Raw genomic sequence first — 20923 nt, 5'->3', positions numbered from 1 at the left:
GGATGATGCGGTGAATATTAAGACAAAGGTGAAAGTAACTATTCAGTTGGCAATACTAAAAGTATTGACAAAACTGAAAATTCGAGACTCGATCTTTTATGTTGGTGGCAGTGAGGCTTTGCCTCCTCCTCTTTCGGCAGAAGAAGAAATGTTTTTGATAGCAAAAATGGAATCAGGTGATAATGAAGCTAAGTCAATGTTAATCGAGAGGAATTTGCGGCTCGTAGTCTATATAGCAAAGAAATTCGAGAATACTGGAGTAGGCATAGAAGATCTTATTTCTATAGGAACCATTGGGCTTATTAAATCAATAAATACGTTCAATCCGCGCAAAAAGATAAAGCTGGCTACTTATGCATCAAGATGCATAGAAAATGAGATACTCATGTATTTAAGGAGGAATAGCAAGACCAGAATGGAGGTTTCGTTTGATGAACCACTGAATATTGATTGGGATGGGAATGAGCTTCTTCTTTCAGATATTTTAGGCACAGACAATGAGCTGGTGTATAAAATCATTGAAGACGAAGTTGACAAACAGTTGTTGAAAAATGCATTGAAAAAGCTATCTGATAGAGAAAAAAGGATTATAGGATTGAGGTTTGGACTTAGCGGTGGAACAGAAATGACTCAAAAGGAAGTAGCCGACCTATTAGGCATATCGCAGTCATACATTTCAAGATTAGAAAAAAGGATATTAAAAAGACTCAAAAAAGAAATAAATAGATTAGTTTAAAATTGAATAAAATTTGCTCCGCAGGTAATACTTAAAATTAACCAATACATTTGGAGGATGGGCATATGAATAATAAAGTAGAGATCTGCGGAGTAAATACTTCCAAGTTACCTGTACTAAAAGGAGCTAAGCAAAAGGAACTGCTTTTAAGAATGAAAAACGGCGATAAAAGCGCCAGAGAAGAATTCATAAATGGAAATTTAAGACTTGTGTTGAGCGTTATACAAAGATTTAACAATCGCGGCGAGTATGTAGATGATTTGTTTCAAGTTGGCTGTATAGGCTTGATTAAGGCGATAGATAATTTTGATTTAAATCAGAACGTGAAATTTTCAACGTATGCAGTGCCAATGATCATTGGAGAGATCAGACGGTATTTAAGAGATAACAATTCTATTAGGGTTAGCAGATCATTACGAGATGTGGCATATAAGGCTTTGCAAGTAAGAGATAAACTTGTCAATGAAAATTCAAAAGAACCTACTGTTGGCGATATAGCGAAAGAATTGAACATACCGAGAGAAGAAGTGGTTTTTGCACTTGATGCTATACAAGATCCTGTGTCACTTTTTGAACCAATATACCATGATGGTGGAGATGCAATATACGTGATGGACCAGATTGGCGATGAAAAAAACGTAGATGAAGTATGGTTGGAACAAATAGCATTAAAGGAGGCGATAAAGAAATTAAACGACAGAGAAAAGATGATATTGACGATGCGCTTCTTTGAAGGAAAAACTCAAATGGAGGTTGCGAAAGAGATTGGTATATCACAAGCTCAAGTGTCAAGACTTGAAAAATCAGCATTATCCCACATGAGAAAATATATATGACTTGCCTTATGGCAAGTTTTTCTATTGTAATTTGATAAAAATAACTGCATATATTTTTAGTATAAAGATTTTAAGGGGGAATCGGAATGTTTAAGACATCAGATTTAAGAGACAAAGACGTAATTGACGTAAAAACCGGCAAAAGGCTTGGCAACATAATTGACATAGAAGTAAACTTGGAGGAAGGCAAAGTAGACGGATTTATATTACCAGGCGAGACAAAAGGATTTAGACTTTTTTCAAAGGATCAGGACTTGTACATACCATGGCAATCTGTAAAAAAAATAGGAGAAGATGTTATACTAATTGATATTAATGAAGATGTAACACAAGTTTGACTATTTACATCAATTTTATTATAATTTTATTAGCAATTGTCGATGAAGAAAGTTTTTTGATCGGTTGTGACGAAAGGAATGATAATGTTTGAAATGTCCTTTTTGCGGTTATTTAGATTCTAAAGTGATTGATTCTCGACCTACCGATGATTCTACTTCAATAAGGAGAAGGCGAGAATGTATAAATTGCGGCAAAAGGTTTACCACTTATGAAAAAGTCGAGCAAGTTCCAATTTTGGTAATAAAGAAAGATTTAAGCAGAGAGTCTTATGACAGGGATAAAATACTAAGAGGCATGATAAAGGCTTGTGAAAAAAGACCAGTTCCCATTCAAAAATTAGAAGAGCTGACAGATGAAATAGAAAGAGATATTTACAATTCTTATGAAAAGGAAATCACGTCTGCTAAAATTGGAGAGATGGTGATGGAAAAGCTTAAAAATGTTGACGAAGTGGCGTATGTAAGATTTGCATCTGTTTACAGACAATTTAAAGACATAAACACTTTTATGGACGAGCTAAAAAAATTGCTGAATGATACCGAGGAGAAGAAATGAAGCTCTATTTTTGTACATGATGTACTTAGGAGGTGCAATTTTGGCACATACAATTCTTGTTATTGAAGATGAAGCCCATATTTTAGAGTTGCTAAGGTACAATTTAGAAGCACAAGGATATAATGTTGTTTTAACAGATAATGGCAAAGATGGCCTTGAAAAATGCAAAGAGACAAACCCCGATCTGATTCTTTTAGATTTGATGCTTCCCGATATAGATGGCATAGATGTATGTAAGAAGTTAAAATCAGATGAACATCTTAAAAACATCCCTATAATTATGCTGACTGCAAAGAGCGAAGAAGTAGACAAGATATTAGGATTGGAACTTGGGGCAGATGACTACATTACAAAGCCTTTCAGTATAAGAGAGCTGTTGGCAAGGATTAAAGTAGTGCTAAGAAGATCCAAAAATGAGTCTGAGGACAATGAGATCATCAAGTTTGGAGATATCACGATAGATACTGAAAAACATTTGGTTTATAAAGGTAATGAATTGCTTGATCTCACTTTAAAAGAGTTTGAGCTTTTAAAACTTTTATCAAAAAATCGAGGCAAAGTTTTGACTCGAGATTATTTGTTGGACAAGGTATGGGGATATGAATACGCTGGCGAAACAAGAACTGTGGATGTCCACATACGACATTTGAGAAAAAAGATAGAAGATGACGATAAACTTCCAGTATACATTGAAACGGTACGTGGGATTGGGTACAAATTAAAGGATATAGGTGAAAGTGATGTTTAAAAAACTGTACTACAGCTATTTTATCATAAGCTTTTTAGGCATCTTGGCAACATCATTTTTTTTTATTGGAAAAGTGTCAATGATAAGGCTCATAATCGGGATACTTTTTGGGCTGATTGTCAGCAATTTTTTTGGTTACAGGCTAATAAAAGGTATTGTTCAGCCTATCAATGAGATTACCGATGTTGCTAAAGAGATAACGAAGGGCAATTACGAACACAGAATTGAGATAAAATCAATCGATGAGATTGGTCAATTATCATTTGCCATAAATACCATGTCGGACAAGCTTCAAGAGACGATAGACGAGTTGTACGATAGAAATGCAAAGTTGGAAGCTATTTTAAGAAGTTTAGTAAATGGTGTCGTAGCTTTTGATGAAAATGAGAGAATTTTGCTTATAAACGATTCGGCTCGAACAATGCTTGGCATCAAGGATAATTATGCAGTTGGAAAACACATATTGGATGTCGTTAGAAATTCGAAATTTCACGATGTTTTGGAAAAAATCATAAAAGACAAGGGATATAATATAGATAACTTTGAGATTGACACATTTAACAAACATCTAAAAATATACTCCAGTCCAATCGTTCATCAAGTCACGCATAAAAAATTAGGATTTGTTGTCATAATAAATGATATAACGGAAATCAGAAAGTTAGAAAAAATCAGAAGCGATTTTGTGGCAAATGTATCACATGAGTTAAGGACGCCACTTACTTCTATAAGAGGTTTTATTGAGACATTGAGGGAAGGTGCAATTGATAATGTTGAGAGAAGGGACAGGTTTTTAGAGATCATCGAGTTTGAAGCTGAAAGACTTACGAGGCTAATAAATGATATTTTGACGCTTTCTGAGATAGAAAATTTGAAGGAAGGTTTTGTAAAAGAGGATATTGCAATTGATGAAGAAATCAATGAAATTTTTTACATCATGGAAAAAACTGCTGAAGATAAAAATATAAAGCTTATAAAAGATTTAAACTGCAAGGATGTTGTGATCAAGACCAGTAAGGATAGACTTAGGCAGATGATCATCAATCTTGTTGACAATGGCATAAAGTATACTCCTGAAGGTGGATATGTGAAAGTCACCACAGCCGATATGGAAAACAATATCGTAATAGAAGTAGAAGACAGCGGAATAGGCATATCAAAGGAAAATATACCGAGGCTCTTTGAAAGGTTTTATCGGGTTGATAAAGGAAGATCGAGAAAATTAGGTGGTACTGGACTTGGCCTTGCAATTGTAAAACACATTGTAGAATCAATGAAAGGCAGTATTACTGTAGAAAGTGAAGTAGGCAAAGGCACAAAATTTACCATTGTTTTACCTAAAGAACAAAAATAGTACATGATTTTACATGATTTTAACACAAGCTTAATACAGGCTTTACAATAGACTGTTATACTAAACTTGTAAAAAAAATACGGAGGTGCAATTATGTCAAAGAGTAAAATAGCAAAAGTTCTATTGTCTGTATTGATGGTTTTAAGCGTGTTTTTATTTTCTGCATGTGGTCCAAATACTAATAATTCAGGATCATCTAATCAATCAAATAGCAGTCAAGATATTTCTGGTACTGCAACAGCAGTCGGTTCTACAGCTTTACAGCCTTTAGTAGAGCAAGCAGCAACATTATTCAATCAAAAATATCCTAATGCCACTATTAATGTACAAGGCGGTGGAAGTGGTACCGGTTTGACACAGGTAGCGCAAGGTGCAGCGGACATAGGTGATTCAGACATATATGCAGAAGAAAAATCAGGTATTGATGCAAAATCATTGGTAGATCATAAAGTAGCCGTTGTAGGGTTTGCTGTTGTTGTTAATAAAGACGTGACAGTAGATAATCTGACGCAGCAGCAATTGGTTGATATCTTTACAGGCAAGATAAAAAATTGGAAAGAAGTTGGAGGCCCAGATGAGCCGATAATCGTGGTAAATAGGCCAACAAGCTCAGGTACAAGAGCGACTTTTAAGAAGATCGTGTTAGGTGGACAAGATGAAGTACAGGGATTGGCATTGACAGAAGATGCTTCAGGTACTGTTAGAAAGACAGTGGCGGAAAAGAAAGGTGCAATAAGCTATCTTGCATTCTCTTATCTTGATGATTCTGTAAAAGCTCTTAAGTACAATGGTGTTGAGCCAACAAAAGAAAATGTTATAAATGGCACATATCCAATCGCATCATATGAGCACATGTACACAAAAGGCGAACCTAAAGGCGTTGTGAAGGCATTCTTAGACTTTATGATGTCTGACGAAGTACAGAAAGGACCTGCAGAGAAGCTTGGCTTTATAAACATAAATGACATGAAAGTAACTTTAAAATAGGCAAAAAAAAACAGAATACAAAATATATTTTATAAGAGCTGGTATTTATACTGGCTCTTATGTTTAGGAGAGAAATAGATGAAGAAATTGAGTATATCTGGTCTTAGAATTAGAACAAAGATGATACTTCTTTTTTCAATTCTCGTATTAATATCTATAACAATTGTGGGATTTACTACATATACAATTACAAAAAATTACATAGTTAATGACATACAAAACAGTTTATTAAGTTCTACAAAAACTATGATAAATCAAATATCACTTTTAGAAGGAGCGTACAATTCAAGTGAATTTGGAGCGAAACTTCAATATGTCATTGAAAGCGAAAAAGCTTCTTATAATACAAGAGGGCTTAAACCACAAATTTACATGTTTGATAGACAATTTGATTCCATAAGATGGCAGGATGGCAGTTTAAAAAGAGAGGAAAGCAATGTAATCAGTAGATCGCAAATCGCTGAAATGTTTAAGAAAAACAACGGGTTAGTACATACAAAGCTGAACAACAATGATGTATTAATAAGCTATAGATACGTTATTGAAAAGGATTGGCTATACGTGATTGTTGTCAGTGAAAATGCTTATTTGAAACCTGTGTATGAAATAAGGAATGCAACTTTATTAATAGGCTTATTTTCGTTAATTCTTGCATTTCTACTATCAATGATTGGAACTAAAGGAATTACAGAGCCTTTAACTAAATTGCAGAAGGTCTTCAGCAAAATTTCAAATGGAGATCTAAAAATAGTATCTGATATTAAGACAGGAAGTTTTGAAATAGTTAATATTTCAAATAGTGTAAGTTACATGGTTTCTAATTTAAGAGATATAGTACAAAATATTTACGAAATCATTGAAGGCTTGAATACACATGCAGAAACTTTTAAAGATGTTTCCGCAAAATCAATAGAAAAGACAAAAGAAATCTTTGAAAGCATGAAAGAAATATCATCAGGCTCTGAGCAACAGAAGATTGCCATAGAAAATACGGCGAATAACATTCTTGAGATTGAATCAGCAGCTAATTTGATGATGTCAAATGTAGATAAAACAGTAAGTTCTGCCAAAGTCATGAACGAAACTGCTGTGATGGGTTTAAGCGCAATCGAAAATGTTGCAGAAAACATGAAAGAAATTAGTTTAAGTGTTCATGATACTTATGAATTATTTAAAAGATTGGTGGTAAATTCAAAAAAGATTAATGATATCGTAGATATCATAAAAAACATATCAAAACAGACCCACTTGCTTTCGTTAAATGCGGCGATTGAGGCTGCAAAAGCTAAAGAGCACGGGAGAGGATTTAGGGTTGTTGCTGATGAAATAAGGAAATTATCCGTAGATTCTGAAAATGCTATTGTACAAGCATCGACTATCTTATCTGAAGTGTTAGATGAAATTTACAGTGCTAATACCAGAATAGAAAAAGAAAAAAATGTAATTGCTAAAGGATTGTCCATAAGTAAAAAAGCAGAAGAAAATTTTAATGACATTTATATGAATATAAAGATTACAAAAGAGAATATTTTAGAATTAGAAGAGTACATAAAAAAAGTAATGGAAAATCTTAAAAAAATAATGTCGGATGCGTTAATAGTAAAAGAAATATCGGCTAGTTTTAATCAAAATGCCGGTGCTGTGGAGAAAAATATTGATGAAGAGTATGAGATGATAATTAATCTGGAAAAAGCCACAAATGATTTAATCGGTTATGCTCAATTGTTAAATGAATCAGTAAAAGATTTTAATATTTAACATAAAATTAACATAAATTTTACATTACCTTAATGAATATTTTTTTTTATTTTGATACTATAATTAAAGTATTGTCGAAAATTCATATCAGGAGGTAAAAAATGTCTGAAAAGTATGACAAAAGACGAAAGGTTTTTGACAAGATTGGAAAAACGTATGCTTTTATTTGTGCTTTTTTATTGATAGTCATCACTGTTTCTATTTTTTACTTTGTTGCAACAAAAGGGCTTTCAACGTTTATTGTTGATAAACGTTCTGTAAGCGAATTTCTTTTTGGAACCACATGGAAACCAGATAGACCTAATAGTCAAGGAGGGCCTGCCATAGGGTCGCTTCAGTTCATATTAGGTTCTGTGTTTGTTTCAGTTTTTGCCATTTTGATAAGCACACCTCTTAGCATATCAGCAGCTATCTTCATGGTTGAAATAGCAAAAAAACTTGGAAGAAACTTATTGCAGCCTGCGATGGAGATATTCGTTGGCATCCCTTCTGTCGTATACGGTTGGATTGGACTTACCGTTTTAGTTCCCTTCATAAGTAAGCACATTGGCGGGTTAGGTTTTAGCCTGCTGGCAGGCATATTAGTATTGACGATAATGGTTCTTCCAACGATAACAAGCGTCAGTACGGATGCTATTAAGTCATTGCCTTGGGAGATACGGGAAGCTTCTTATGCACTTGGTGCCACGAGATGGCAGACGATTAGAAGGGTAATATTGCCTGCTGCGAAGTCAGGTATACTTACAGCAATTGTATTAGGGTTAGCTCGTGCTTTTGGCGAGGCTTTGGCAGTTCAAATGGTTATCGGAAACAGCCCAGCGATTCCTTTGTCGTTCTTGCAGCCTATGTCCACGATTACATCTATTATCACTATGGATATGGCAAATACGGTGACAGGTTCAACTTGGAATAATGCCCTTTGGTCCTTGGCATTATTGTTGCTGCTAATATCGTTTGGATTTATTCTCATAATAAGGCTTGTTGGCAGGAGGAGCATGTACAAATGAAATCAAAATTTTACGATAAGCTGGCTACTATATATTTTTACGTTGTAGCAGGAGTCATAGTGCTTTTTCTTTTATCTCTTATAAGCTATATATTGTATCAAGGCAGAAGTGAGTTAAATTTGCATTTTATATTGACGCCTCCAAAATTCATGGAGAAAGGTGGAGGTATAGCTCCACAGATATTTAATTCACTGTTGCTTTTGGTGATAACTCTCATTATTTCAGTTCCAATTGGAGTTGGTGCGGGACTTTACATGGCAGAGTATGCAAGAGCCAGCAAAATAACTGAGTTAATCAGATTATCGACAGAGACATTGTCTTCATTGCCATCGATTGTGGTAGGATTATTTGGGCTTTTAATTTTTGTAAATATGCTTCACTGGGGATATTCTTTGATGTCAGGTGCATTGGCCCTTACTGTATTAAATTTGCCTGTTATGGCCAGAGTCAGTGAGGACGCCATAAAAAGCGTTTCATCTTCATTAAAGGAAGCAAGTTTTGCATTAGGCGCTACTAAGTGGCAAACGATAGTAAAAGTGTTGGTTCCATCTGCTTTGCCAGGACTTGTGACAGGCATAATACTTACTTCTGGTAGGATTTTTGGAGAAGCTGCTGCGCTTTTGTATACGGCTGGCATGAGTACACCTATGCTTAATTTTAAAGTTTTAAATCCTTTAGTGCCAGGTTCTCCATTTTATCCATTTAGAGCTGCTGAGACTTTGGCTGTTTATATTTGGAAAGTCAACAGTGAAGGGCTTGCACCAGATGCCAGACAAATTGCTGATGGTTCAGCGGCAGTTCTTCTCATAATAGTGTTGGTGTTTAACATTTTAGCTCGTTGGCTTGGTAATGTTTTATATAAAAAGATGACAGGCGGAAAATAATGCAATATAATTATTTATAGAAAGGGGAAACCTTTTTCATGAAAAAAATTGAAGTAAGGGATCTTGATTTATTTTATGGTCAGATGCAGGCGCTTAAAAAAATAAATATCGATGTAGAAGAAAATAGCGTTATGGCTTTAATTGGTCCATCTGGCTGTGGGAAGTCTACTTTTTTAAGGACATTGAACAGGATGAATGACCTTATAGATGGTGTGACTATTAAAGGAACTGTCATGATAGACAATCAAAATATATACAAAGATGTTGATGCGATAGAGCTTAGAAAAAGGGTAGGGATGGTGTTTCAGAAGCCAAATCCTTTTCCAATGACCATATACGATAATATCGCATATGGTCCGCGAATACACGGACAGAAAAATAAGAAAATATTAAATGAGATAGTCGAAAAAAGTTTAAAAGATGCAGCCCTTTGGGATGAAGTAAAGGATAGGCTTAATGATTCTGCATTAGGCTTATCAGGCGGTCAGCAGCAGAGATTGTGCATAGCAAGGACATTAGCTATTGAGCCAGAGATAATATTGATGGATGAGCCGACATCTGCTCTCGATCCGATTTCGACCATGAAGATAGAAGAATTAATCGACCAATTGAAGAATAAATATACTATAGTTATCGTGACACACAATATGCAGCAGGCTGGAAGAGTGTCTGACTCAACGTCATTTTTCTTAAACGGCGAGATAATCGAGACTGGGAAAACCGAGGATATATTTTATAATCCTCGTGACAAGCGTACAGAGGATTATATAACAGGAAGATTTGGTTAAAGGAGGTGCTATTGTGAACAGGACACACTTTGAAAAAGAGTTAGAAGATTTGCATTACGACATCTTAAAGATGGGTGCAATGGTTGAAGAAGCTATCGGAAATTCCATATTATCTTTAATAAACCACGATGTAGAACTGGCTCAGAAGGTAATCGATCAAGATGACAGGATAGATGAAAAAGAAGTGGAAATTGACGATAGATGCTCCAGGATAATTCTGACACAACAACCGTTGGCGAGAGATCTTAGGATTGTCCTTACAGGTCTAAAGATAAATACTGATTTGGAGAGAATGGCAGATCATGCGGTAGACATAGCAAAAACCACGATCAGGATAGCACATCAGACGTATATTAAGCCTCTTATTGACATACCAAGGATGAGCGACATCGTGAGAGAGATGGTTAAGCTGTCTCTCGACTCTTACGTGAATCAAGATACAGAATTAGCAAAGACCATCAATCAAAAAGATGATATTGTCGATAGCCTATACAAGCAGATCTTTAGGGAGCTTCTTACGTATATGATAGAAGATCCCAAAAACATCGATCAAGCTGCACAATTCTTATTTGTGGCTAGATACTTGGAGAGAATAGCAGATCATGCGACGAATATATGCGAATGGGTAATATATCTTGATAGTGGGCAGCATATAGACCTAAATGAATAAAAAATTAAAAACACCTTTTTAGGTGTTTTTTTGTATACTTTTTTTAATACTGCAAAAGATATAAATCGAGGTGATGTTAAATGCCACTTGCTTACATAATATTGTCCATAACAGGTCTATTTGTTCTTTTTGGATTCGCCCATAGAGCCTTAGACAGAATGAAAATGACAGATACATGGGCTCTTATAATCATAATGGGTATGATAGTTGGTACATTTTTGCCAGATATACCGTTAGGGAGAAAGATATCTATAAACATAGGAGGTGCTGTGATACCAGCGGCCGTTGCAGTATATTTGTTCATTAGAGCGGAAAGAGGCATTGAAAGAATAAATGCTGTAGTGGCATCTATATTGGCGGGAACTGTTGTTTATCTGGCTGGAAAGTTGCTGCCCAGTGAACCAGAAGCTATGTTTATAGAGCCTAACTATGTCTACGGTATTATCAGTGGTTTGATCGCTTATTTGTTTGGCAGATCAAGAAGGTGTGCTTTTATCGCCGGTGTCATGGGAGTCATTTTAAGCGACTTGGCAGAAGGTCTTACAAATATAATTTTGGCAAGACCAGGTACGATTTCTGTAGGAGGGGCAGGTGCATTTGATACTGTAGTCATATCAATGATAGTGGCCGTATTTTTCTCTGAGATACTTGGTGAAACAAGGGAAAAAATACAAGGAGGTACATCAAAAAAGGGTACAGAACCGCATTTAACCAGCAGCCTTTTAAGCGAAGATGATATTGAAGCTATTAGAGAAAAATATCGCAAAAAGGACAGTGATGATTCAGATGAGAAATAAAAAAGCGATTGTGTTTATATTATTTACAGTATTGATTACATCTTTTTCATTTGTAAAGATAAACGCTGATGATTGGAGCGGTAAAGACGGTGGATATTATACGGTATATCTAAACAAGACGAATGATGTGCTTTTTAGGATTTCTTGGGACTTAAAGGTAAATGATATGTATTTATCACATGACAATAAAATGTACAAGATAATAAAAGTCGATAAAAAAAATTACAAAGCTTATGCGACGTATTTAAAGACGGTAAAGCTTCCTGATGTCAACATAGAAGAAGTTTCTCAAGCAATGGCTCAAAAAACTGGCGAGAGAAAAATTGCAATGTACTCCACACACAGCGATGAATCGTATATACCCACAGATGGAACTGCCAGCATTTATGGACATGGAGGCATATATAAAGTTGATGCGTCGTTAAGCAATGCGCTGTCAAAGAAGGGTATTAAAACATTTGTCGATGAGACACTTTATTTACCGCATGATGCAATGGCATACAGGCGCTCTCGAGTTGGTGCATTAAAAATCTTAAAAAACGATAGGCCTGACTTGCTACTTGATATACACAGAGATGCTGCACCGTACCAAGATTATATACGAAAAATAGCAGGTACAAATGCGACAGGTGTTAGACTTGTTTTAGGTAGAACAAACGCAAATTTAAAAGCAAACCAAGACTTGGCTTTTCGGATAAAAGCAATAGCAGACAAGGAATATCCTAATTTGATAAAAGATATTTTTTACGGAAGCGGTGATTACAATCAAGATTTAACTCCTAATTCGTTATTGTTGGAATTTGGCACAGATACGCATACAAGGCAAAGAGCAGAGGAATCAGCCAAATTTATGGCTGACGTTCTCACCAAAGCTGTATATGGTGCAGATGAGAAGAAACAAGTTGGGACTTTGACTAATACACAGAAAGGAACGGCGTCACAAAACAATTCTGCAGGCTGGGGCATTTGGATCCTTATAGGTGTAGCCGTTTTTTCGATTGTAGGATTTATGTTTTTAAGTACAGGTGGACGAGAGATGATGTCAAAGATAAAAGATTATACAAAGAAAGAATTCAGCAGTTTTTTAGGAATTTTCAATAAAGATAAAAAGTAATCTGATTGGTGCGGTAAAGCACCATTTTTATAGTGTGGTGATAAAACTGAAAATAGTATACTACAGCTATTACGGATGTTTTTCATCTGTCATTGCAGCGTATATTCATATAGGATATTTAAAAGATAAAGTATCAAAAGATACTATATTTTTTTTGCCAGAAATGCTTGACTTAGACTACGGTGAACTAAAATACATAGGGTTTGATGAAAACTTACATGAGGTTTATGTCATAGGCATGAAAAGTTTTAGCGATAACATAAAAAAGACATTAGAAGGGCTTAGAAAGATTTACAATTTGGAGTATGACAGATTAATATTTATAGATACAAGTATGTATGAACCAAAATATCTTAAATTTATTTTTCCAATAAGAAAGATTGTGCTTTTAAAAAAGATTTCTGATGAAATTTTATATAATTGGTTAATTAAGCGTTTTGATGGAATTAAAAATTTGGTTGAAGAATTTAAAAAAGATGGTATTGAGGAGAAAGCATGATTATAGCTTATGTTTGTTATGGAAGTGCTCATTCATCCATTGTAGCGGCAGCGATACACGTTGGATTTCTTCCTAATGATAGGATTCCTGCTTTTGAAGAATTCCTGTCTTTACCTCATTATGATATGACAGAAGGTAATCAGATAGGTATTCCATTTTACATGGGTGTTGATGAATTTAACAATGATGTGTACGCAATTGGAGCCAAAAGCGGGAGAAAGATCATGATGAAGGCTGTAAAAAGCTTTTTAAGGGAATCTGGAATACATGAAGAAGAAATAATGCTTATTGATACATTGCCAGCTATTGGACTTATGACGAAGTTTGGTGGCATGACATCCAGGAGATTTAAAATGATATCTATTGGCAGACCTTTTACTGTCTATGGAATAATAAAAAAGTACAAAAACTTTTTAGACATAGTAAACAGTGTGAAGTCAAAATTAAAAGAGCTTGACTAAGTCCTTCTATTAATTCATAATATTATTGGATGATTAGTAGGAGGATATTAAATGGCATACCATAAAATAAAAGATGTACTAAAAGATAGCATTGCTGATGAATTGGGGATTGAGCCAGGTGATACGCTTATATCGATAAATGGCAGTGAAATAACAGATTTAATAGATTATAAGTTTCAAATAGCTAATGAAAATATAGAGCTTTTAATAAAGAAGGAAGATGGAGAGGAATATATTTACGAGATTGAGAAAGATTACGATGATGACTTGGGTCTTATTTTTGAGACAGGGATCATAGATAAGCTAAAACACTGCAGGAATAAGTGTGTTTTTTGTTTTGTCGATCAGTTGCCTAAGAATGTAAGGCATAGTTTGGCTTTCAAAGATGATGATTACCGCTTGTCTTTTTTGCAAGGCAATTTTGTGACGCTTACTAATGTAAGCGATGAAGAATTTTCCAGGATTATAAGGTATAAGATGTCTCCAATATACTTGTCTGTTCACGCTACAGATGATGAAATCCGCAAAAGGATGATGAGAAACCCAAATGCCGGAGGGATTTTAGACAAGATAAAGGAGCTTATTAAAAACGGCATTGAGGTGCACTGCCAAGTAGTCTTGTGTCCTGGGCTCAACGACGGGCAAATCCTCGATAAGACTATTGAGGATCTGTCAAAGCTTTTTCCGGGAGTAAAATCAGTTGCGGTGGTGCCGGTTGGACTTACGGACCATAGAGAAGGGCTTTTTGAGCTTAAAACATTTGATAAAGAAGGAGCACAAGATGTATTAAATAAAATATCTAAGTGGCAGAAAAGATTGAAAAGTGATATAAAAACATCATTTGTATTTGCAGCGGATGAATTTTACGTTTTAGCAGACGTAGACATACCTGATTATAATGCGTATGAGAATTTTCCGCAGATTGAAAATGGTGTAGGCCTTATGGCCATGTTTAAAAAGCAGTTTGTAGATTACTACAAAAAAATTGGAGATGTGAAGTCTAAAGATAGTTTTTGTGTTATAACGGGAGTGTCAGCATATAAATTTATTGAGGAACTTGTTTATATGCTGGATAAAAAAGGTGTAGATATTAAAGTCGTTCCAATAATTAATAATTTCTTTGGCAAAAAGATAACTGTTTCAGGTCTTATAACAGGCAGCGATATTATAAATCAGTTGAAAGGTAAAATAAATGGTGAAACTTTAATAATACCTGATTCCATGATAAAAGAAGGTACTGATTCATTTTTAGATGATGTGACAATAGATGATGTTGAAAAAGAGCTTAATACAAAAGTATTAGTTTCCGAAGTAGATGGTAAAAAATTTATACAAAAGATAATTGGAAGGTGATACGATGGCATATCCTATGGTAGGAATTGTAGGTAGACCAAATGTTGGGAAATCGACGCTTTTTAATAAGATAACTGGACAGCGCATTTCGATAGTTGAAGATCAACCTGGTGTAACCAGAGATAGAATTTACTATGAGACGGAATGGATGGATAAAAGGTTTATATTGGTTGACACAGGAGGGCTTGAGCCAGATTCGGAAGATGAGTTTTTTTCGAAAATAAAGATGCAAGTTGAAGCTGCTTTAAAAACGGTTGACTTGATTTTATTTGTAATTGATGGAAAAGAAGGCGTAAGTCCTGTTGATGAGGACATAGCAACTATGTTGAGGAAATCTCGCAAAAAAGTTTTGCTTGTATTGAATAAAGTTGACAACTTTAAAGAAATGCCTATTAGCTATTATGATTCGATGCGACTTGGATTTGGAGAGCCAATAGCAATATCAGCATCTAATGGATTAGGCATAGGAGATTTGTTGGATGAAGTCATTGAAAATATACCTGATCATATAGATGAATACGATGAAGAAACTATTAAAATATGTTTTATAGGGAAGCCAAACGTAGGGAAGTCTTCTCTTGTCAATAAGATATTGGGCGAAGAAAGGGCCATCGTCAGCGACATACCTGGTACTACAAGAGATGCTCTTGACACGTACTTTGAAAAAGATGACAGAAAATACGTCATAATCGATACAGCAGGAATGAGGAAAAGAGGAAGAATAGAAGATAAGATTGAAAGATATAGCGTTTTGAGGGCTTTATCTGCAATTGATAGATCTGACATATGCATTCTTGTAATAGATGCTACTGAAGGTCCTACTGAGCAAGATACAAAAATTGCCGGTTATGCTTTTGAACAGAATAAAGCAATGATAATTGCGGTGAACAAATGGGATCTCATTGAAAAAGACAACAGCACCGTAAATGAATATACAAAGCTTATAAGGGAGAAGTTTTCTTTTATGAGTTTTGCGCCAATAACGTTTATATCAGCCAAAACCGGGCAAAGATTGAATAAGCTTTTTGAACTAATAAATAGCGTTTGGGGAGAGTACAATAAGAGGATTTCTACTGGTACGTTAAACAATGTGATAAGTGAAGCATTGCTTATAAATCCGCCACCTGCAGAAAAAGGCCGCGTATTAAAAGTGTACTACATGACGCAATTTGGCATAAAGCCACCATCGTTTGCGGTATTTGTAAATGATCCGGAGATAATGCATTTTTCGTATGTGAGGTTTATAGAGAATACACTGAGAGATAATTTTGGATTTGAAGGCGTGCCATTAAAAATTGAAGTTAGAAAAAAAGGCGAAAAGTAAAGGAGGTGAATCTACGGTGAAGATAGCATTAGTCGCTATACTTGCCTATTTAATTGGGTCGTTTAACAGTGCTTATTTTTTTACTAATTTTATCAAAAAAACCGATATAAGAAAGTACGGCAGTGGAAATGCTGGGGCTACAAACGTCATGAGGGTTCTTGGATTTAAAGTCGCTTTTTTTGTGTTTTTGTCTGATGTATTAAAAGGAGTTTTAGCTGTACTTCTTGGTAGGTTTATTGCTGGGAATATAGGTGGTTATGTTGCAGGAATAGCAGTAGTAATGGGGCACAATTGGCCTGTTTTCTTGGGATTTAAAGGTGGTAAAGGAGTAGCTACAAGCTTTGGAGCTATTGTAACCATAAGTCCTGTTATTGCGGTTTTGTCGCTTATAATAGGAATTGCTATTATCACTATCAGCAAGTATGTTTCGCTTGGTTCTATAATAGGAGCAGTTTCATTTCTCATTTTTAATATTATCTATTACAAATCATCTAATATGCTGGTGTTTGCAATACTGATTACATCAATGGCTGTGTTCCAGCACAGAGCGAATATAAAACGATTACTCAATGGAACCGAATCGAAATTTGGACAAAAAACAAATATAAAGTAAAGAGGGATTTACAAATGGACGTTGCAGTATTAGGTGCAGGCAGTTGGGGAACAGCAATGGCTATTCATTTGGATTCTATGAGCCACAATGTTTGCATGTGGACGAGAGATCAAAACCAGATGGAAGAAATCAAAAAAACGGGCTATAATAAAAAGTACCTTGATGCAAAATTGCCAAAAAGCATTGATATAACTACTGACATGAGTCATGTAGTTAAAAACAAGAAAATAATAGTTTTAGCAGTTCCCTCACACGCAGTAAGATATGTGGTAGAAATGATAAAAGGGTTAATTGACAAGTCGGCAATAATTGTAAATTTAGCAAAGGGTCTCGAAACTTCCAGTTTAAAAAGGATGTCTCAGGTTATACAAGAGATAGTGGATAATCCTGTTGTTGTGCTTTCTGGACCAAGCCATGCTGAGGAAGTCTGTAGGCACATACCTACAGCATGTGTTATTTCATCAAGCGATATAAATGCATGTGAATATGTGCAAGATGTAATGATGGATGAAAATTTCAGGTTGTATATAAATAAAGACTTGATAGGCGTTGAATTAGGTGGATCTCTTAAAAATATCATTGCATTAGGTGCTGGTATATCAGACGGGCTTGGTTTTGGGGATAATACTAAGGCTGCACTTATGACAAGAGGACTTGCTGAAATCACTCGTTTAGGTGTTGCATTAGGTTCCGATCCACTTACATTCTTGGGATTGACAGGCATGGGAGATCTTATTGTAACATGTACCAGCATGTATTCCCGCAACAGAAAGGCTGGCATAAAAATAGGGCAAGGCAAATCATTAGACGAAGCGCTAAATGAAATCGGAATGGTTGTAGAGGGCGTTAATACGACGAAATCAGCTTACGAACTTTCTAAAATTCATAACATTGAGATGCCAATAACTAATGAAATTTATTCAATACTATTTGAAGGTAAAAATCCCAGAGAAGCTGTATATTCATTGATGACACGCAATAAGAAGCATGAGATGGAGGGCATATAAAATTGTGTCCTCTTTTTTATTCATAATTGTCTATTTCCCTCATATATATGTAGTGTTAAAGTATAAAAACTATATTTATCTATAAGAAGGAGGGAAATGATGTGGAAAATTACGATATTTATAAGGATATAGCAGAAAGAACAGAAGGCGATATATATATAGGCGTCGTAGGTCCTGTTCGTACTGGGAAATCAACATTTATAAAGAGATTTATGGATATATTGGTATTGCCGAATATCGACAATTTAAACCTTAAAGAGAGAGTCCAGGATGAGTTGCCTCAGAGCGCAGCAGGTAAGACAATAATGACTACGGAGCCTAAATTTGTACCGGAGAAAGCGGTAGAAATTTCACTAAACGAAAACACCAGTTTCAGTGTAAGATTGGTGGATTGCGTAGGATACATGGTTAAAGGTGCAATGGGATATCTAGAAGGCGATAAACCGAGGATGGTTACAACTCCATGGTATGACTATGAGATTCCATTTGAAGAAGCTGCTGAAATAGGAACAAAAAAAGTAATAAATGACCATTCAACAATCGGATTGGTTGTGACAACAGACGGAAGTATTACAGAGATACCAAGAGATAACTACGTAGAATCGGAAGAAAGAGTTGTAAAAGAGTTAAAGGAAATACATAAACCATTTATAATATTATTGAATTCCACACATCCAGATGACGCCGACACAGTTAAATTAGCGAAAGATATGGAAATGAAGTACGACGTACCAGTGGTTGTAGTCAATGTGCTTAAGATGAGCATGGCTGATATTAAAAATATACTTGAAAAAGTGCTTTATGAATTTCCAATTACAGAGCTTAACATTGATCTGCCAAGATGGGTGGATGTGCTTGAAAATGAGCACTGGTTAAAACAAAGCATAATGAGTACAGTTAAACAAAGTATAGATGACTTATTTAGATTGAGGGATATAAAAAAGACAGTTGATGCCATAAAGTCCAATGAACACATGGCTGATGTAGTGATTAAAAAGATAGATCCAGGTGAAGGCATTGCAGACATAGAAGCAAAGACAAAGGAAGGCCTTTTCTTTAAAATATTAAGTGATGAATGCGGCCTTGAAATACGCGGTGACAGAGATCTTATGAAAATGATGAAAGAGTTATCGTATGCAAAGGCTGAGTACGATAAATTAAAGGATGCCATTGAAGATGCTAAGAAAAAAGGCGTAGGTGTTGTTCCTGCCAGCATAGATAACATGGAATTTGAAAAGCCAGAGATAGTAAGACAAGGTGGCAGCTTCGCTGTAAGGCTTAAAGCATCTGCACCTTCCCTTCACATATTTAGAACGGATGTTACAACTGAAGTATCGCCAATTGTCGGCACAGAAAAGCAAAGCGAAGATTTCGTCAAATACATTACAGAACAGTTTGAAAATGATCCGGATAAAATCTGGGAATCAAATATATTCGGGAAATCTCTAAGCGATCTTGTAAAAGAAGGGATGCAGAACAAGCTTGGCAAGATTCCAGACAATGTAAGCATGAGGCTAAGGGATACGCTTGAGCGAATCGTCAATGATGGAGGTGGCGGCATAATCTGCATCATATTGTGATACTTGATTTTTTAGACATTACGTTTTATAATACTATTGTAAGATGTCTGGGTGTGGCGCAGTTGGTAGCGCGCCAGAATGGGGTTCTGGAGGTCGCTGGTTCAAATCCAGTCACTCAGACCATTGCTTACAGTCATGCGGGTTTTAAGAGTTATCCACATGACAAAAAATAAAATGGTCAATATAAAATACAAAAACATATTTGAAATTACTTAACCACTCGACTAAAGGAGTGGTTATTTTGTTGCTTAATATGGAATTTGTTTTTATATCTTAGATTTTTCAACGGCTCTAATTCTATTCATGGCACTGGGGTGTGTATAAGAAAACCACTCGATGAATTTTGGAGGTTCTACGTCGGATAAGCTTTTTTCTGCTAAATCTACCTGCAACTTGATCACTGCATTTTTATCATGGAGGTATTGTACGGAAAGCAAATCAGCTTGTCTTTCCATTTGCCTTGATATAAAATTTTGAATTGGATTTGTATCAAAATTGACAAGCAACATAAAAAGATAAAACACTGAGATTATATAGGGACTATATCTGAGGCTTTGCGCTTTGATGATACTCGTCTTTAAAAGAATATTGAATATAAAGAATATTATAAAGATCCCAAATGAACCAATTATTATGCTCTTTAAAACGTGATTTTCTTTCCAATGGGCGGCTTCGTGGGCAATTACAGCTTTTATTTCGTCCTGCGGATATTTTTTTAGCAGCGTGTCGTAAAGGACTATTTTACTTGTGTTGCCAAAACCATAGAAATACGCATTTGCAAGTGTCGTTCGCTTGCTGGCATCCATTTCTTCGACTCTGTCAATTTTTATTCCTGCGTTTTTTGATATGTCATTTACCATGCTAAGGATGGCTGGATCTGTAATAGGTGTAAATTTATTGAACATAGGTGCTATAAAAGACGGCCAAATAAAGTTTTGCAAAAATAACATAGCAGTAAGAAATATGGATGCATATACCCACCAAGTTTTTTGAAATTTATTTATAGCAAAGAATAGCAAAACTATTCCTACGCTGGATAGAACAATATCTATTAGCGAGTTTTTAATGTAATCTAACCACCATGATTGAATTGTCTGCACGGAGAATCCCCATTTTACTTGTAGTCTGTATGAATAGAAACTAAATGGCAGTGATAACAACTTTAAAATTATCCACAATAATAGAAAAAAGATGAATACACTTAGATAATAATGCTTTCCACTGATTCTTTCACATATTTTTGATAATTTAATTGAGAGTCCACCGAAAACAAACCAAAGCAAAAAAATCAATTGAACTAAAAAAGAAGAAATATACAATAATCTATTTTCTTTGTGGTATGGGATAGATTTTTCTACTGTATAGTGTGAAAAAAATTTATATACGTCTTGAGATACGATATTAGGTGTAAGCGTGTAATATATGTACAAAGATGAAAATAACAATGCAACAAATGTCAGCAAAAACCATATTTTATTAAACTTTACGTACAATCTAATCACCTCTTTCTACG

At 35.2% G+C, this 20923-nt stretch carries 22 protein-coding genes and 1 tRNA gene; 22 read left to right on the top strand and 1 reads right to left on the bottom strand.

Going from position 1 to position 20923, the window contains the following annotated elements; genetic code table 11:
- The first annotated feature begins 10 nt into the window (after positions 1-10).
- The 22 genes from sigE (at position 11) to JJQ93_RS04940 (ending at position 19533) form a co-directional block, all read left to right on the top strand.
- On the top strand, positions 11-736 hold the full coding sequence (gene sigE / locus JJQ93_RS05045) for an RNA polymerase sporulation sigma factor SigE (RefSeq protein ID WP_085112160.1): 726 nt from the start codon (positions 11-13) through the stop codon (positions 734-736).
- A gap of 65 nt (positions 737-801) precedes the next feature.
- A complete protein-coding gene (gene sigG / locus JJQ93_RS05040) occupies positions 802-1572 on the top strand; it encodes an RNA polymerase sporulation sigma factor SigG (protein WP_013787848.1) in 771 nt (256 codons plus the stop codon).
- Between the two features lie 86 nt (positions 1573-1658).
- On the top strand, positions 1659-1910 hold the full coding sequence (locus JJQ93_RS05035; RefSeq protein WP_274892932.1) for a YlmC/YmxH family sporulation protein: 252 nt from the start codon (positions 1659-1661) through the stop codon (positions 1908-1910).
- Positions 1911-1998: 88 nt separating this feature from the next.
- Positions 1999-2466: a transcriptional regulator NrdR gene (gene nrdR / locus JJQ93_RS05030; RefSeq protein WP_013787850.1), complete on the top strand. Its 468-nt coding sequence runs from the start codon at positions 1999-2001 to the stop codon at positions 2464-2466.
- Positions 2467-2506: 40 nt separating this feature from the next.
- Entirely contained in the window at positions 2507-3214 is a 708-nt protein-coding gene (locus JJQ93_RS05025) for a response regulator (protein ID WP_274892931.1), read from the top strand.
- A complete protein-coding gene (pnpS, locus tag JJQ93_RS05020; protein WP_274892930.1) occupies positions 3207-4568 on the top strand; it encodes a two-component system histidine kinase PnpS in 1362 nt (453 codons plus the stop codon). The genes JJQ93_RS05025 and pnpS overlap by 8 nt, the downstream gene beginning before the upstream one ends.
- 93 nt (positions 4569-4661) lie before the next feature.
- On the top strand, positions 4662-5555 hold the full coding sequence (locus JJQ93_RS05015; RefSeq protein ID WP_085112156.1) for a phosphate ABC transporter substrate-binding protein: 894 nt from the start codon (positions 4662-4664) through the stop codon (positions 5553-5555).
- A 78-nt stretch (positions 5556-5633) separates the two neighbouring features.
- Complete coding sequence (locus JJQ93_RS05010; RefSeq protein ID WP_085112155.1) at positions 5634-7313, top strand: methyl-accepting chemotaxis protein; 1680 nt, start codon at positions 5634-5636, stop codon at positions 7311-7313.
- Between the two features lie 101 nt (positions 7314-7414).
- Positions 7415-8320: a phosphate ABC transporter permease subunit PstC gene (gene pstC / locus JJQ93_RS05005; RefSeq protein ID WP_085112154.1), complete on the top strand. Its 906-nt coding sequence runs from the start codon at positions 7415-7417 to the stop codon at positions 8318-8320.
- Positions 8317-9204 (top strand): phosphate ABC transporter permease PstA, encoded by an 888-nt coding sequence (pstA, locus tag JJQ93_RS05000; RefSeq protein ID WP_274892929.1) that lies wholly within the window; start codon positions 8317-8319, stop codon positions 9202-9204. The genes pstC and pstA overlap by 4 nt, the downstream gene beginning before the upstream one ends.
- A 38-nt stretch (positions 9205-9242) precedes the next feature.
- Positions 9243-9992 carry a phosphate ABC transporter ATP-binding protein PstB gene (gene pstB / locus JJQ93_RS04995; protein ID WP_013787856.1) on the top strand — a complete coding sequence of 250 codons (750 nt, stop codon included), beginning with the start codon at positions 9243-9245 and terminating at the stop codon, positions 9990-9992.
- 13 nt (positions 9993-10005) lie between these two features.
- Positions 10006-10662: a phosphate signaling complex protein PhoU gene (phoU, locus tag JJQ93_RS04990; RefSeq protein WP_274892928.1), complete on the top strand. Its 657-nt coding sequence runs from the start codon at positions 10006-10008 to the stop codon at positions 10660-10662.
- Positions 10663-10742: 80 nt separating this feature from the next.
- Positions 10743-11459, top strand: a complete 717-nt coding sequence (locus tag JJQ93_RS04985) for a DUF1614 domain-containing protein (protein ID WP_274892927.1) — start codon at positions 10743-10745, stop codon at positions 11457-11459.
- A complete protein-coding gene (gene spoIIP, locus JJQ93_RS04980; protein ID WP_284700584.1) occupies positions 11440-12573 on the top strand; it encodes a stage II sporulation protein P in 1134 nt (377 codons plus the stop codon). The genes JJQ93_RS04985 and spoIIP overlap by 20 nt, the downstream gene beginning before the upstream one ends.
- 37 nt (positions 12574-12610) lie before the next feature.
- Positions 12611-13072 (top strand): DUF3189 family protein, encoded by a 462-nt coding sequence (locus JJQ93_RS04975; protein WP_274892926.1) that lies wholly within the window; start codon positions 12611-12613, stop codon positions 13070-13072.
- The gene (locus tag JJQ93_RS04970) at positions 13069-13533 is read left to right on the top strand and encodes a DUF3189 family protein (protein ID WP_085112150.1); all 465 of its coding nucleotides are present in this window, start codon (positions 13069-13071) and stop codon (positions 13531-13533) included. The genes JJQ93_RS04975 and JJQ93_RS04970 overlap by 4 nt, the downstream gene beginning before the upstream one ends.
- Positions 13534-13584: 51 nt before the next feature.
- Positions 13585-14886, top strand: a complete 1302-nt coding sequence (locus tag JJQ93_RS04965) for a DUF512 domain-containing protein (protein WP_085112149.1) — start codon at positions 13585-13587, stop codon at positions 14884-14886.
- A 4-nt stretch (positions 14887-14890) separates the two neighbouring features.
- Positions 14891-16210, top strand: a complete 1320-nt coding sequence (der, locus tag JJQ93_RS04960) for a ribosome biogenesis GTPase Der (protein WP_274894056.1) — start codon at positions 14891-14893, stop codon at positions 16208-16210.
- Positions 16211-16226: 16 nt separating this feature from the next.
- A complete protein-coding gene (gene plsY, locus JJQ93_RS04955; RefSeq protein WP_085112147.1) occupies positions 16227-16823 on the top strand; it encodes a glycerol-3-phosphate 1-O-acyltransferase PlsY in 597 nt (198 codons plus the stop codon).
- Between the two features lie 14 nt (positions 16824-16837).
- Positions 16838-17830 carry an NAD(P)H-dependent glycerol-3-phosphate dehydrogenase gene (locus tag JJQ93_RS04950; protein ID WP_085112146.1) on the top strand — a complete coding sequence of 331 codons (993 nt, stop codon included), beginning with the start codon at positions 16838-16840 and terminating at the stop codon, positions 17828-17830.
- A 101-nt stretch (positions 17831-17931) separates the two neighbouring features.
- Complete coding sequence (gene spoIVA, locus JJQ93_RS04945) at positions 17932-19410, top strand: stage IV sporulation protein A (RefSeq protein WP_085112145.1); 1479 nt, start codon at positions 17932-17934, stop codon at positions 19408-19410.
- 47 nt (positions 19411-19457) lie between these two features.
- Positions 19458-19533: transfer RNA gene (locus tag JJQ93_RS04940), tRNA-Pro, on the top strand.
- 143 nt (positions 19534-19676) lie between these two features.
- On the opposite strand, the gene JJQ93_RS04935 is transcribed toward JJQ93_RS04940, so the two are convergent.
- On the bottom strand, positions 19677-20903 hold the full coding sequence (locus JJQ93_RS04935) for a M48 family metallopeptidase (protein ID WP_085112144.1): 1227 nt from the start codon (positions 20901-20903) through the stop codon (positions 19677-19679).
- Between the last annotated feature and the right edge of the window lie 20 nt (positions 20904-20923).

Source organism: Thermoanaerobacterium sp. R66, assembly GCF_028895185.1.
Taxonomy (GTDB): Bacteria; Bacillota; Thermoanaerobacteria; order Thermoanaerobacterales; family Thermoanaerobacteraceae; genus Thermoanaerobacterium.
This window is presented reverse-complemented; position numbering and strand designations above follow the sequence as displayed.